Origin of the sequence: Bowmanella denitrificans (assembly GCF_039522935.1) — a bacterium.
In the GTDB taxonomy this organism is placed as follows: domain Bacteria; phylum Pseudomonadota; class Gammaproteobacteria; order Enterobacterales; family Alteromonadaceae; genus Bowmanella; species Bowmanella denitrificans.
Map to the genome: position 1 here is coordinate 589,439 of NZ_BAAAEI010000006.1, position 14,821 is coordinate 604,259.

The window sequence follows — 14,821 nt, forward strand, 5'->3', positions numbered from 1 at the left end:
ACTGAAAACTCACATCTGACGACTGACTACTGAATACTGATGACTGACGATGACGACTGACAACTAAATACACCCACCACAGCTACCACAACGCCAGTCAGCCACATTGACCGCCTGATAAAACCAGCGCAGATGTTCCTCATCCAACGGGATATGATGTTGTGCAAATACATCCATCAGCCAGTCGACATTGGCCACTATCCAGTCGTCTTCGGCTGTGCCCTCAATAAAGTCATCTTCATCGGGAAACAGATAACTGAAATTGCCACGGGTATCCATATCGTTTTCGGCTTTACTGTCGGGCAGGCTCAGGGGTAAACCCTGGTAGTGGATAATCCAGTGGCCCAGACACAGGGTATGCCCCTGTGCTGACCATTTGGCGTGAAAGGGATTGTCTGCCATGGCTCTATCTGGTGCTGCTTAGCGGTATGTCGGGATAAATCCCGACCTACTGCATTAAAGGTGAGCCATCCAGGCCAAAATCAAAGCCCTGAATCTGTGCTTCGCTAAGCAGACGGGTGATGTATTGTGCGGTGGTTTTACGCCTGACCTTGTTGTCCAGATAGGTCTGGATATCGGCCCTGACCTGTTCAAAAGGTAAAGCATGACCATCCACACGGCGCACCACATCCACCACATGAAAGCCGTAACGGCTTTCCAGTGGTTTATCCATCAAGCCCTGCGAGGCTGACAACAATTGACGTTCAAACTCAGGTACGGTCTGGCCCTTGCTTACCTGGCCTAAATTGCCGCCCAGTTTGGCCGAGGGGCAGTTTGAGTGAGCAGCGGCCAGTTGCGCAAATTCGCCAGGATTTTTTTGCAACCGGGCCAGCAACTCCTCGGCAACCTGTTTGGCCAGTTCGCGCTCATGCATATCTCGTGGGTCTGCGGCCAGCAAGATATGCCGAACTTCCAGCAGCGGCGCGGTGGCAAACTTAGCTTGATTGGCCTGGTAATATTGTTGGCAGTCTGCACTGCTGGCCTTTGGCCACTGACACTGATGTTCAAGCAACACATCCATAAGCTGTTGTTCCTGTTGGCTTTCCAGCGACTTGTCAGTCGGCCACAGGCCCAGCTTGACGGCGTGTTGACGCACCACTTCGTTAATAATCAGCGCCTGCGCCGATTTAACCGCCGCCTCGCGGCGACTGGCAGCCGGATGATACTGCATCTCGGCACTGATTTGTTCGGCACTGATAGTACATTCATTCACCTGTACGGCAGGAATATCACTGACAATCATGCGGTTCTCCAAAAACGACACATCCATGTGTCAACTGAGTGAAACTAGCGTTGACGCACCACCTGATAATTGCGGCGCATATACTTAACCGGCACACTCCAGATATGCACCAGGCGGCTGAATGGAAACAGCAGGAACAGGGTCATACCCAGCAATACATGTAGCTTGTAGATCATGCCGACACCGGCAATGGCCTGAGAAGCCGCTACAGCATTGAATGTCACGGTGTGCTGCGCCCAGGCCATCAGCTTGAGCATTTCCGAACCGTCCAGATGGCCCATGGAGAAAGGAATGCTCAACAACCCCAGGATTAACTGGGCATACAGCAGCACCAGAATAATGATATCCATCTTAGTGCTGGTGGCGCGCACCCGCGGATTGGTCAGGCGACGTTTAAGTAAAATCGTCATGCCATACAAGCACACCAGACCAAACAGGCCGCCAGCCGCCATGGCCACCACCTGTTTGGTTGCGGCACTGATACCCAGCCAGTGCCAAACCTGATGCGGGGTCAGCAACCCAACAAAGTGTCCGGCCAGAATCGCCAGTATACCGATATGAAAGGCGAAACTGCCCTTACGCAGTTGCTTGCTTTCCAGCATCTGACTGGAGCCGGTTTTCCAGCTGTAGGGTTCACGGTCATAGCGAATCAAACTGCCCAGCACAAATACGGCCAGCGCAATGTAGGGATAAATCCCGAACAACAAATGGTTGATAAATGACATGCTCGGCTCCTTAATTCAGCCGCACAGGGGCTGGAGTATCAATAAATTCAATGGGCACCTGCTGATCGCGCCGCTGCCCTGGCTCAGGGCGCTGACGCTGGCTGGGGCAACCGCCATTGATGGCATCGCCACCGAAAGTAACGGCCTCCTCTTCCCACACTTTGTCCAGCGCTTTGGGGGTATGGTCTGCCTTTTCCGCACTGATCTGGCTGCGCAATTCCTGCAAGTCCACCGGCGCCTGACTAAGTGCAAGCAAGGCTTTAAACAGCCCGGCATAGTCCGGGCTGCGCTTCTCCAGGCGCACCGCCAGTAAGCCAAGCACCGGCGCAATATCGGCCAGCCAGCCCCTTGCTTCATGCTGCTGGGTTGAGGCGAATTCCAAAAATAACGGCAGATAATCCGGCAGTTCCTGTTCGGCAATCTCCAAACCGGCGGCCCGGTATTGGGCAAGCAATTCCACCATGGCCTGGCCGCGATCCCGCGACTCACCGTGAATATGCTCGTAAATCAGCAACGACAATGAACGACCACGCTCAAACAGGCCATCGTATTCTTCCTGCCAGTCCAGCAACTCGCCGTTGAAACGCTGTTCAACAAAGTGGCGCAATGCCTGCTGGTGTTCATCAGGCAAGGGGCTGGCGTCAATCAGCGCCAACACCTCCTGACGGGCACCAAGCAATTCCGCTTCAGGGTAATCCAGTAATCTGGCAACTAAGGTCAGTATCTTCATGACTTACTCCTGTACATCTACCGGGATAACCTGACGCACCGTCTGGCTCTTGCCACCAAACAGGTTCACCCCGGACGAACTGCTGCAACCATTGCCAAAGCTGAAACCACAGCCACTTTTCATGTCATAGGCCTGCTCGGCATAAGCGGTATGGCTGGTAGGGATAACAAATCTGTCCTCGTAATTGGCCAGCGCCATCACCCGGTACATCTCTTCTATCTGCCAGTCATGCAGGCCTACTGCGGCGATCACCTCATCGTCCTTAACGCCTTCCACTTGCTGGGCACGCTTAAAGGCACGCATGGCCAGCATGCGTTCTAAGGCCCGAATCACCGGCTTTTCATCACCGGCGGTAAGCAAATTGGCCAGATACTTAAGCGGAATACGCAGTGATTTCAGATCGGGAATGATACCGTTCATACCGACGTGTCCGGCTTCCATTGCGGTTTGAATAGGCGACAGCGGCGGTACATACCAGACCATGGGTAATGTGCGGTATTCCGGGTGTAGCGGCAGTGCCACCTTCCATTCCATGGCCATTTTATATACAGGTGATTGCTGCGCGGCCTGCAGCCAGGCCTCGGGAATGCCTTCACGGCGTGCAGCAGCCTGCACATCCGGGTTGAAGGGATCGAGGAAAATATCACACTGGGCCTGATACAGATCCTTGTCATTCGGCACCGAGGCGGCATCGGCTATCTTATCAGCGTCATACAACATCACCCCCAGATAGCGGATACGCCCCACGCAAGTCTCTGAACAGATAGTGGGCTGCCCCACTTCAATACGCGGATAGCAGAAAATACATTTTTCTGATTTGCCGGTTTTCCAGTTGTAGTAGATTTTTTTGTAGGGGCAGCCTGACACGCACATACGCCAGCCCCTGCACTTATCCTGATCGATCAGCACAATGCCGTCTTCTTCACGTTTGTAGATGGCGCCGCTGGGACAAGACGCCACACAGGCCGGATTCAGACAATGTTCACACAAACGCGGCAGATACATCATAAAGGTGTTTTCAAACTGGCCGTAGATGTCGGCCTGCACCTGATCGAAGTTCTTATCCTTACGGCGTTTGGAAAACTCAGTGCCGAGAATTTCCTCCCAGTTGGGTCCCCATTCAATTTTTTCCATACGCTGACCGGAAATCAGCGAGCGAGGGCGGGCTACCGGCTGGTGTTTGCTTTCGCCGGCCCGGTGCAAATGCTGATAGTCAAAATCAAAGGGCTCGTAGTAATCATCAATCTCCGGTAAATCCGGGTTGGCAAAAATATTCGCCAGAATCCGGCGTTTACCACCTTGTTTCGGCTCCAGTTTACCGTTTTTGCTGCGTACCCAGCCGCCATTCCACTTTTCCTGATTCTCCCATTCCTTGGGGTAGCCAATACCCGGCTTGGTTTCTACGTTGTTAAACCAGGCATATTCCATCCCTTCGCGGGACGTCCAAACGTTTTTACAGGTAACCGAACAGGTGTGACAACCAATGCACTTATCCAGGTTCAGCACCATGCCTATTTGCGCTCTGACCTTCATGTTACTTCTCCTGCTCGTTCATCTGGGCATCCAGGGCGTCGACGCTGTCATCGTCCAGCCAGTCCACCTTGCTCATTTTGCGTACAATCACAAACTCGTCACGGTTGCAGCCCACTGTGCCGTAATAGTTAAAGCCATAGGCCTGCTGGGCATAGCCGCCGATCATATGGGTGGGTTTTAGCACCGCACGGGTAACCGAGTTATGAATACCACCACGGGTACCTGTAGTTTCGGCGCCGGGTACATTCACAATACGCTCCTGGGCGTGGTACATCATGCTCATGCCTTCAGGCACCCGTTGCGACACCACAGCACGGGCAGCAATGGCACCGTTGACGTTGAATACTTCGATCCAGTCGTTATCCTCGATACCGGCCTTGGCTGCATCCGGCTCGGCAATCCACACAATAGGGCCGCCACGGGACAGGGTCAGCATCAGCAGGTTGTCGGAATAGGTGCTATGGATCCCCCATTTCTGGTGCGGCGTGATCCAGTTCAGTACCAGTTCCTTATTGCCGTTACCTTTCTGATTCAGCAAGGGTCGAATGGTTTTCAGGTTGACCGGCGGCTTGTACAGGCAGTGCATTTCACCGAAATCCCGCATCCATTCATGGTCCTGATAAAACTGCTGACGACCGGTAATAGTGCGCCAGGGGATCAGTTCATGTACATTGGTGTAACCTGCGTTGTATGACACATGCTCGTCTTCCAATCCCGACCAGGTGGGCGAGCTGATGATCTTGCGCGGCTGGGCCACAATGTCGCGGAAACGGATCTTCTCCTCTTCCTTGGGCAGCGCCAGATGACGGTGATCCAAGCCGGTGATCTGTGACAGTGCGTCCCAGGCCTTCACGGCCACCTGACCATTGGTTTCCGGCGCCAGCGACAGAATCACTTCGGCCGCATCAATGGCACTGTCAATTTTTGGTCTGCCCTGATTAGCACCAGGTTTAATATGGCGCTGATTCAATTCACCAAGAAAATCCACTTCCTTCTGGGTGTTCCAGCTAATGCCTTTGCCACCATTACCCAGCTTGTCCAGAAGCGGGCCGAGTGAGGTAAAGCGGGCATAGGTGTTAGGATAATCCCGCTCTACGGTTAGCATGGCGGGGGCGGTTTTGCCTGGGATCAGGTCGCACTCCCCCTTCCACCAGGCCTGGCCACCAAAGGGTTGCGCCAGTTCAGCCGGGCTGTCGTGCTGCATCGGCAAGGTGACCAAGTCCTGTTCTACCGCCAAATGCCCTTCGCATAAGTCAGAGAAAGACTTAGCGATACCTTTGAAAATATCCCAGTCGCTGCGTGACTCCCATACCGGATCAACCGCTTTGGACAAGGGATGAATAAAGGGGTGCATATCCGAGGTATTCAGGTCGTCCTTTTCATACCAGGTGGCCGTGGGCAGCACGATATCCGAATACAAACAGGTGGTGGACATACGAAAATCCAGCGTCACAAACAAGTCCACCTTGCCTTCCGGGGCCTGCTCCACCCACTTCACATCTTCGGGCAAATGACCGCCCTCTTCCCCCAGGTCCTTGCCCATCAAGCCGTGTTTGGTGCCAAGTAAATGGCGCAACATATATTCGTGGCCCTTACCCGAGGAACCCAGCAGGTTGGAGCGCCAGACAAACATATTACGCGGGAAGTTTTTCGGGTTATCCGGGTCCAGACAGGCAAATTCCAACTCACCGGATTTCAGTTGCTGAACGGCATAGTCCTTGGCGTCCATACCGGCCGCTTTGGCATCCCGGCATAGCTGCAGAGGATTCATACCCAGTTGCGGCGCCGACGGCAGCCAGCCCATGCGTTCTGCCCGGGTGTTGTAGTCAATAATGGCCCCAGTCCATTTACTCTTGTCCGCCAGCGGGGAAATCACTTCCTGCATATGCAGTTTCTCGTAGCGCCACTGACTGGAATGGTTATAGAAGAAAGATGTGCCATTCATATGGCGTGGTGGTCTGATCCAATCCAGGGCAAACGCCAAGGGCGTCCAGCCGGTCTGTGGGCGAAGTTTCTCCTGGCCAACATAATGGGCCCAACCGCCGCCGCTCTGGCCAATACAACCACAGAGGATCAGCATATTGATCAGACCCCGGTAGTTCATATCCATGTTGTACCAGTGGTTCATCCCCGCACCGACAATAATCATAGAGCGGCCTTTGGTTTTGGCGGCATTGTCGGCAAACTCACGGGCCACTTTCACCACGTCGCTGGCCCGCACGCCGGTAATGGCCTCCTGCCAGGCTGGCGTGTAGGGCAGATTCTGTTCAAAGGTCTTGGCGCAGTTGGGATCCAGGTAACCGTTGTCTACCCCGTAATTCGCCAGTGTCAGGTCAAATACCGTGGCCACCAGCACTGTACGTCCATCTGCCAGCGTGACCCTGCGGGTCGGTACCTTGCGTGGGATCACCGCGTCGTGTTCGGTGTGCTGGAAGTAGCCGTATTCATGCTCCCGGCCACCGAAATAGGGGAAGTTAACCGCCACCAACTCGTCATGGCTGGTTTTCAGGCTAAGTTGCAACTGCAGTTGCTCACCACTTTTGCCATCGCGCTGGGTGAGGTTCCATTTCCCCTTGCCAATACCGGCCTCGGCTTCGCCCCAGCGATAGCCGATAGCGCCGGTGGGGGATACCAGCTCGCTGCTGGGTTCATTGATGGCAATGGTTTTCCACTGCGGATTATTGTCTTGCCCAAGGTTGTCCAGCAGATCCGAGGCGCGTAAAAACCGGCCTTGCACATAGCCGCCGCCTTCGTGCTCATCCAGCATCACCAGCATCGGCATGTCGCTGTAACGACGCACATAGTCGGTGAAATACTCCATCTGCCGCTCGACATAGAACTCCTTGAGGATCACATGGCCAAAGGCCATGGCCAGGGCGGCATCAGTGCCCTGTTTGGGCGCAAGCCACTGGTCGGTGAGTTTAGCCACTTCCGAGTAGTCTGGGGTCACACTGATGACTTTGGTGCCCTTGTAACGCACTTCGGTCAGAAAGTGCGCATCCGGGGTGCGGGTTTGCGGTACATTGGAGCCCCAGCAGATAATGTAATTGGAGTTATACCAATCTGCCGATTCGGGTACGTCGGTTTGCTCCCCCCACACCTGCGGTGACGCTGGAGGCAAGTCACAATACCAGTCATAGAAACTCAGGCAGTTACCGCCAATCAGCGACAGATAACGCGCCCCGGCCGCATAAGACACCATGGACATGGCGGGAATAGGTGAAAAACCGGTAACCCGATCCGGCCCATAGGTTTTGGTGGTATACACATTGGCCGCAGCGATGATTTCGTTGACTTCATCCCAGCGGGCCCGCACAAAGCCACCCAAGCCGCGCTGCTGCTTGTAGTCTTTGGCCTTAACCGGGTCTTCCACTATGCTGGCCCAGGCGTCCACCGGATCGCGGTGTTGCAGTTTGGCCTGACGCCAGAGTTTTATCAGGCGTTTGCGGATCTTGGGATATTTAAGGCGGTTGGCACTATAGATATACCAGGAATAACTGGCGCCACGAGGACAACCGCGCGGTTCATGATTCGGCAGATCAGGACGGGTGCGAGGATAATCGGTTTGCTGGGTTTCCCAGGTGACCAAACCGTCCTTGACGTAAATTTTCCAGCTACAGGAGCCGGTGCAGTTAACCCCGTGGGTGGAGCGCACTATCTTGTCATGCTGCCAGCGGCGGCGATATCCTTCCTCCCAGTCTCGATTTTCGTCCGTGGTCACGCCATGGCCGTTGGCAAATTGCCCTTTGATACGCTTGAAATACTGTAATCTGTCCAGAAACTGACTCATGCCGGACTCCCATTAATGTTTTTAGCTACTGGTCTTGGCGATTGGAACCGCCCTGGCCATTAGTTAAATAGATAGCGCATAGCCCCGCAATCCCTTGTCAGGGAAGGGTTTAGAGGCAACTACCCCTAAATAGGTAGCTGCTAAATTAGGCAAAAATCAGTAAAATCGCGGTATTAACCAAGGGTGATGGGTAAAAAAACAGGGACAATCCTCTCCCCCTGTTTATTAGGAGTACCCCCTGTGCCCCCACAAGGCCTCAAGATGTTTAAGCAACTCAATCGTTCCATCGTCTTTCGGGTCGGGCTGCTGATGTTTGCCATCAGCCTGTTGGCGGTGGTCAGTATGGCCAGTTCGGTGGTCATCAGTGACAGTGCCGAGACGGATGCCTATGCAGTGAACCTGTCCGGCACGTTGCGTATGCAAAGCTATCAACTGCTTTTGAGTCTGATGCGTACAGACCTCAGCCCGGCAGAGCGCGAAAGCCGTTTGACTCAGCAGGTGCAGCAATTTGACCGCACGTTGCAACTGCCCACCTTGCAGCGGCCAGCGCTGGCTGAACGGCGCAGCGAACACTTTCGTTTATACGAGTCTATTCTGGCCCGCTGGCAGGACAGTATTAAAGCGGACATGCTGGCCACACTGCACAGCCCCGACAAGCTGGCAACCCTGATAAATGAAGTAGACCAACTCGTGCAAAGCATTGATCAGTTGGTCCGCGTGCATCAGCAGCACGCCGAACAGAATGTTGCCGCCATCCGCCTGATTCAGGGCCTGGCGCTGCTGATAACCGCACTGCTGATGATACTGGCCATGTTCACGATCAGCCGCCATATCCGCCAGCCACTGGCACAGCTCACCCAGATAGCCCGTCAGATTGGCCGTGGCGACTTCACCGGCCGGGCTCCGGATCATGGCCACGACGAGCTCGCGCTGCTGGGCCATACGCTTAACCATATGTCAGATGCGCTCAGCCGTTCTCATGCCCAGTTGGAAAAAAAAGTCCAGGAAAAAACCTTACGCCTGCAGCAGAGTAATCAGTCTATTGAGTTGCTTTTCCATATCAGCAACAGCTTACAGGACTCCCTTAGCCATCCCTCCGACTTTGCGCCCTTGCTGAAACGGTTAGCCAATATCACCGGTTTGTCGGATTTGGATCTGTGCGTGATGACGGCCTCGGGTAGCACTCCGTATGAGCATCTGATGACCCGCGATAAAATACTGCCCAGCCGCTGCGTGGAGCAGGATTGTTCGGGCTGTGTGGACAATACCCCACCCTGCGACAACAAACTGACCTTCCCCCTGAGTCGCTCCAATAACAACTACGGCGTGCTGGTTTGCCAGTTACAGCCCGGCCAAAAGCTGGAAACCTGGCAAATGCGTTTGCTCAAGTCGGTAGCGGAGCAATTTGCCGTCAGTCTCAGCCTGCGAGACCAACAGGAACAAAGCCGCCGCCTGGTACTGATGCATGAACGCACCGTAATCGCCCGTGAATTGCATGATTCCCTGGCCCAGGCATTGTCTTACCTGAAAATTCAGGTGGCCAGGCTGGAAAAACTGCTGAAAATGCCGGACGGCGCCACTAAGGCCGAGCCCGTGATTGATGAACTGAAAACCGGCTTAAGTTCGGCATATCGCGAGCTACGCGAACTGCTGACCACCTTCCGCCTGAAAATGGATGGACAGAGTCTGCACGCGGCCATGGCGCAGAGCCTGCAGCAGTTGCAGGAACGCAGCGAACAGATTCGCTTTAAGCTGGAGTTTGAGGTGGAGAATCTGCCATTTAGCCCGAATGAGGAAATACATCTGCTGCAAATCACCCGCGAGGCGGCACAAAACGCCCTGCACCATTCCTGTGGCGATGAAGTGGTGGTCAGCTTGCGCCGTGACCAGCACAATCCATCGTTACTCAGACTGAGTATCAGAGACAACGGGGTGGGAATTGAGGAAGATCCGGGCAAACTGAATCATTATGGTCTGGCCATTATGCGGGAGCGCAGCCGCAATCTCGGCGGTGAACTAAGTGTTTGCCGCCATGCTGAAGGTGGCACCCTGGTTAGTTTTGAGTTCGAACCTGAGTACTTTTCTCAGCGCAAAGATGAGGTGATTGGGTTTTAATGTAGTCTTGTAAACCTATGCATAATGATTACTAAAAGTTTGAGCTAAACCTTAGGCAGGAATACTTTAGATATCGGATTAGCCACAAAGTGACGTTATTAAAGAAGAATAAATCATAAAGCCTTGCCAACCATACCATCCATCTTTTCGCCTTTCTTCTTCAAGCTTATAATAATTAATTATATTGTAAACTCTATTTTTAGAAGCATGAGTCATGTGAGAGTTAACAACTTCACCTTTTTTAACATTAAAATGAACCGTTTCTAAATTTTTCATATCAGGTCCCAAAACCGACACGGATATTCCAGTAGAAATCCGTCCATCAATTAGAGGCTTACTCATCCCAAATCCATTTTTGCAAGAATCAAAAAATTTGACCTTGTTAATATTAAACCCCTCTTCCATGCTCGCTTCCAAAATCAACTCAACATCACCACTCAAATCAAAAAACTGTATTTTAGGCGAAGCATACAAATTTTCTTTCCGTGCAACTGAGAGAGCAGGAAAGTTTCTACTCAGACGCACATTAATTATTAGATTAGGATTTTCATACACCTCAATAGTAGATACAATATTTTGTCCAACCACATTCAAATCATGAAGCTCTAATATCTCTTTTTTATCTACCTCAGACTTTACAACAAATTTCACACCTTCTTCAACTTCTACCAAATCTATTACTTCAGACCTGAGGGAATCAAGATATGGAGAGTATCTATTTCTTAGTTTTTCATCATCTGAAAAAAAAGCACTTTCACCATTTGAAAATTTCAACACCATAGAATTTTCAAGCGGAAAGTATCTGTCAATAGAACCAGATCCTTCGCTTTGATAAACAAGCTTTTCTTTAGTTGAACCATCATTAAAGTTAGCCCTATACTCAACAATCTCAGAATTATTTCGCATTGTAGGGACTATAATGTAACCATTTTCTATTCTAGGGTTATAAACAGAAACTTTTTCATTTCCTCCAATAGAAAATAATTTTACTTTATTTTTGTTTTTTATGTTAAGAACGTAATAATTCGCAGAGTTCTTAAATCCTGGGCTTACATCCATCCACCTTTCATCCATAAATTCTTTTACAATAACAAAACCACCACCGTCATCACCATCAACCCATGAGTTTTCCAACACCACTTTATCCTTGCCGACGCTCCATTCATTGAAAATTTCTTGTCCTATGGCACTTGAGCTAAACATAAGTATGAAAATAATATAATTTTTCATTCCAACTCCCCTTTAACAACATTTGCAGTATTGCAACTGACGATTCTTATAGCTCTGTCGCCCCATAGACGTTTCCGTACCAGCTTTATAATAAGGCCCAATTTCTGTACAACTATTATATTCATAAAAATATTCGTTACAGTCAGATGCCGTTTGATAAGGGCATGCCACTGGATATCCAGTTCTGCAAGCGGCTGAAACTCTGGTGCCTAAATCTTGATCCGCACTTGACTTATTAGAAAGACATGTTTGATATTCGATGTCATGGATGTTGCAAGCTAAGGTTTGACTTGCAGCCATCTGGGGAGTTACTTGTCCTAAAACCGAACCCCATATAACATTAGTTACGTATTTATCATAATTGATTGCGGCTGGAAGATTGTCCCAAGATTCCAAGTTATCTGGCGACCATGTACATCCATCAATTTCATGAGCCCTACTATTTTGACTTCTATCTGGACAATTATTGATGAGTTTTTCATATGTAGTAGATGATGATGGATTCACACAGACCGTTGCAATTTCCACTTGATATCCTGCATAACAATCGTAGCAGAATACTGTGGTTACTACCTTACCATTTCCGACATCACTAAAAGTAATTTCTCTAGAAGCTGTCGTAGTATCAAATTTGCTCAAAGATTGACTTTCTATTAATGTTCCGTTAAGCCTCCATTGCATTTCAAAGAATCCACAAGTATATTGTTGATATGTCATTGCATTAGTGAATATTGCAACATCTCCTTCATTGACGGTTGCTGGTCCAAGTAAAGTGGAGCTAATAGGTAAAGCACAGATTGGTCCTGGACGACAGTTAATAGAATAATATTCTGCTGGAATAAAAAAGCTGCTAGATGGTTTATCAAAATTCAACTGTGCCATTTCTTGCGATGTAAGATTGTATAAACGCCTTCTGTGATTAGCTGAGTTAATTCCTATTTCAGGCAATTCAATTCCCCAAGGCGACGGCAACCCAAATGACAAACTTTCTGAGTAAAATACTAAAAGTCCACGTTTATTTGTTTGTTCTCTCGTATACAACACTGAATTAATCGAATTGTTGTTTAGATACGGTGAAGTGACGATCAGTGGTGTTCTGTCATCTAGTCTTGTCGCAATATCCCGCTCATTAATTTTATATTGATACACGTAGCCATGAGAGCTATTTTCTAGCTTAGTTAGTCTTTTCCAATCATCGTATTCAAAGTGTGTTTCCTCTGCACCGTGAACAACTTTTGATACCAAGTTGCGACTATTATAATGTACAGTTAGCACATTTTTTCCATTCACTATCAAACCAATGGTGCGAAAGTGTTCGTCTAGTAATATTTTACTTTTCTTTACGTCTTCCCCAGGGAAGCTTTCTTGAAGCCCTATGAGATTTCCGATAGTGTCGTATTCATACTGTATTTTCTGACCATTTGAGCGAATTGTTTCAATCCGCAAACCTAATGCATTGTATTGATATTTGTGCGTCTTTCCGTCGGGGAAAGTCACTTGTTTCAATTTTCCATTGTTGAAATACGTAAATTGGCTAAGACCATCACTGTTTTCAACCCTTGTAATTTGGCCGTCGTCATTATAACCATAAGATATTTTATAACCTTTTTCGGTTTTACTAATTAAGTCGCCCTTGTTGTTATAACCTAATTCAGTAATCACACCATCATCATCCTGTAATACTAAACGGTCATTAGAATCGTATTCCAGTAGCAAGTTATTGTATTCACTTGTAACTTGTTGCAACTGCTGCTTTTCGTTGTAGTAATAGGTTAATGTTGTTATCCCCTCCTGGTTTTCCTGTGTAATACTATTAAGGTTGCCATTTTCTAGGTATTCATATTGGAAATGTCCCTGATTACTGGTGGTGATCGACTCAATTCGGTTTTCTTCACCTATGCGGTTTTCACTTACGGCTCCATCTTGGCGGGTCACTTTGGTGACAATGCCCGTACTTGTATGATCTATTTTAATAGCATCAATGTTCTCCAGGTTAATGAAAGTAGCGCTTCCTTCATATGAATAGTTGTTAATGTGGGGTCCAATTTTAATGGAAGCTACTTTACCTTCGCTATCTCCTGTGAAATGATAAGTAGCCAGCAAAGATGCCGTACCTTCAGGGTTGATAATCGCAGCCAACTGGCCAGAATCCGTGTAGCGATAATGCCAATTATAGCCACCAATATCCGTTACTGATGCTAATCCACCTTGTTTATCATAATGGTAAGATGCTGTGCGATTTTGCTCATCAGAGACACTTATAATTCGACCATACTTGTTGCGCTTAATTGTCACTCTTCTATTATTGGAAGCTTTGATACTGACTAGTAAACCGTTCTCATATTCCAAACTCAATCCATTACCATATCTATCCACCTGACTAACTAACCGAGTCTTGTTGTTCTTTTTTTCAAAACGCTTTTTTATGCCGTTAGAGAACGTTATCAAAAATCTATCGTCTTCTTTGGATAGTTCCATCATATATTTAGATTGCCCACTTTCAATAACGTTGGGACGGCTGACACTCAAATTATGTTTCTGCCCATGTTCATCTATAAATTGATAGTGACCATCTCCCAATTCTTTTAGCTGCTGGTGATAATTTAGAAACCACCCTGAAGAAAAGTCTGATGACTCGTTGACTCTGCTTGAGTCATAATAGCGACTAAGCACTATCGGAATTCTAGCCACAACCACTAAATCTCGCCGGGAAAAAGAAAGAGTCCCTGTTGATGTATTCACGTGATTGAATATTAAACCCACTTCGTTGTTGTGCGGATTTTCAAATAATGTATTAACCCTTCTACGCGGGGAAAATTCATTCAGAAAGTCAACTTGCACTTTAAACTCAGGATGTTGATTTATGTTATCTTGATTAACATTAGTCATCCTATCCTGATGTTCGTTCTTGGAATTGTTAGAAGACTGAGTGACGGCTTGAACAGAGACTATAAGACAGCTAGCATATAGTATAGATACTGCCAGACCCATTTTTAGTTGCTTGAGCATAACAAGTCCCTTTGTCTAGTTAGAGCTTAAAAAGTATTTTAACGGTCAACACGCTAACAGACAGGTACAGCTTAATCCTTAAGCGCAACCTCATTACTTTAAATATTAGAATTGTTGTCAGACACTGAACTGAAGGTTACTTCTTTGTTCTACAAAGCCAGCACCCCTGATGTAGTAAACATAGTCGAAATTTAGAAGAAGAAGAAATTTTTATATCTATTGTAACGAAAAAATCCAAAGAAATTACGAGCCGCATTTCCTTAATCTACAATTTTCTATCGCTACCGTTTCTATGGGGGGGAAATGTTTTGCCCAAAGCCACACCGCTAAGTGTGAAAATCGCCATGAACATCTACCTACTAAGAGGTACCCACCTATCTCCTGAGATTGGTTGGCATCCCTGCCCGCAAAGGTTAGGCTTTGAAAACTATCCAGATAATGACCGG

Annotated in this window: 9 protein-coding genes; 1 reads left to right on the forward strand and 8 read right to left on the reverse strand. The window is 48.8% G+C overall.

All coding sequences use genetic code 11. The features are described 5' to 3' along the window. Window positions 1-63 precede the first annotated feature (63 nt). The 6 genes from ABD028_RS05570 to ABD028_RS05595 are packed head-to-tail and all read right to left on the reverse strand — an operon-like array spanning window position 64 to window position 8,021. A complete protein-coding gene (locus ABD028_RS05570; RefSeq protein WP_343842722.1) occupies window positions 64-402 on the reverse strand; it encodes a hypothetical protein in 339 nt (112 codons plus the stop codon). A 46-nt stretch (window positions 403-448) separates the two neighbouring features. After that, the gene (locus ABD028_RS05575; RefSeq protein ID WP_343842724.1) at window positions 449-1,243 is read right to left on the reverse strand and encodes a peptidylprolyl isomerase; all 795 of its coding nucleotides are present in this window, start codon (window positions 1,241-1,243) and stop codon (window positions 449-451) included. A 44-nt stretch (window positions 1,244-1,287) separates the two neighbouring features. Next, window positions 1,288-1,968, reverse strand: a complete 681-nt coding sequence (gene narI / locus ABD028_RS05580) for a respiratory nitrate reductase subunit gamma (RefSeq protein WP_102798818.1) — start codon at window positions 1,966-1,968, stop codon at window positions 1,288-1,290. Window positions 1,969-1,978: 10 nt separating this feature from the next. Further along, window positions 1,979-2,698, reverse strand: a complete 720-nt coding sequence (gene narJ, locus ABD028_RS05585; protein WP_343842727.1) for a nitrate reductase molybdenum cofactor assembly chaperone — start codon at window positions 2,696-2,698, stop codon at window positions 1,979-1,981. A gap of 3 nt (window positions 2,699-2,701) precedes the next feature. Then, window positions 2,702-4,231, reverse strand: coding sequence for a nitrate reductase subunit beta (gene narH, locus ABD028_RS05590; RefSeq protein ID WP_102798820.1), 1,530 nt, complete (start codon window positions 4,229-4,231; stop codon window positions 2,702-2,704). Window position 4,232: 1 nt separating this feature from the next. Next, the gene (locus ABD028_RS05595; protein ID WP_343842729.1) at window positions 4,233-8,021 is read right to left on the reverse strand and encodes a nitrate reductase subunit alpha; all 3,789 of its coding nucleotides are present in this window, start codon (window positions 8,019-8,021) and stop codon (window positions 4,233-4,235) included. A gap of 261 nt (window positions 8,022-8,282) precedes the next feature. Here ABD028_RS05595 and ABD028_RS05600 point away from each other — a divergent pair, with 261 nt between their 5' ends. Then, the gene (locus ABD028_RS05600; protein ID WP_343842731.1) at window positions 8,283-10,136 is read left to right on the forward strand and encodes a HAMP domain-containing protein; all 1,854 of its coding nucleotides are present in this window, start codon (window positions 8,283-8,285) and stop codon (window positions 10,134-10,136) included. A gap of 78 nt (window positions 10,137-10,214) precedes the next feature. On the opposite strand, the gene ABD028_RS05605 is transcribed toward ABD028_RS05600, so the two are convergent. After that, window positions 10,215-11,366 (reverse strand): hypothetical protein, encoded by a 1,152-nt coding sequence (locus ABD028_RS05605; RefSeq protein WP_343842732.1) that lies wholly within the window; start codon window positions 11,364-11,366, stop codon window positions 10,215-10,217. Between the two features lie 12 nt (window positions 11,367-11,378). Further along, complete coding sequence (locus tag ABD028_RS05610; protein ID WP_343842734.1) at window positions 11,379-14,375, reverse strand: DUF6531 domain-containing protein; 2,997 nt, start codon at window positions 14,373-14,375, stop codon at window positions 11,379-11,381. Window positions 14,376-14,821 lie beyond the last annotated feature (446 nt).

What these genes read in the sequence shown, in the direction of transcription:
- ABD028_RS05610 (WP_343842734.1), bottom strand. Translation starts at nt 14,375, where the DNA reads ATGCTCAAGCAACTAAAAATGGGTCTGGCAGTATCTATACTATATGCT.
- ABD028_RS05595 (WP_343842729.1), bottom strand. Translation starts at nt 8,021, where the DNA reads ATGAGTCAGTTTCTGGACAGATTACAGTATTTCAAGCGTATCAAAGGG.
- narI (WP_102798818.1), bottom strand. Translation starts at nt 1,968, where the DNA reads ATGTCATTTATCAACCATTTGTTGTTCGGGATTTATCCCTACATTGCG.
- ABD028_RS05570 (WP_343842722.1), bottom strand. Translation starts at nt 402, where the DNA reads ATGGCAGACAATCCCTTTCACGCCAAATGGTCAGCACAGGGGCATACC.
- ABD028_RS05605 (WP_343842732.1), bottom strand. Translation starts at nt 11,366, where the DNA reads ATGAAAAATTATATTATTTTCATACTTATGTTTAGCTCAAGTGCCATA.
- narJ (WP_343842727.1), bottom strand. Translation starts at nt 2,698, where the DNA reads ATGAAGATACTGACCTTAGTTGCCAGATTACTGGATTACCCTGAAGCG.
- ABD028_RS05600 (WP_343842731.1), top strand. Translation starts at nt 8,283, where the DNA reads ATGTTTAAGCAACTCAATCGTTCCATCGTCTTTCGGGTCGGGCTGCTG.
- narH (WP_102798820.1), bottom strand. Translation starts at nt 4,231, where the DNA reads ATGAAGGTCAGAGCGCAAATAGGCATGGTGCTGAACCTGGATAAGTGC.
- ABD028_RS05575 (WP_343842724.1), bottom strand. Translation starts at nt 1,243, where the DNA reads ATGATTGTCAGTGATATTCCTGCCGTACAGGTGAATGAATGTACTATC.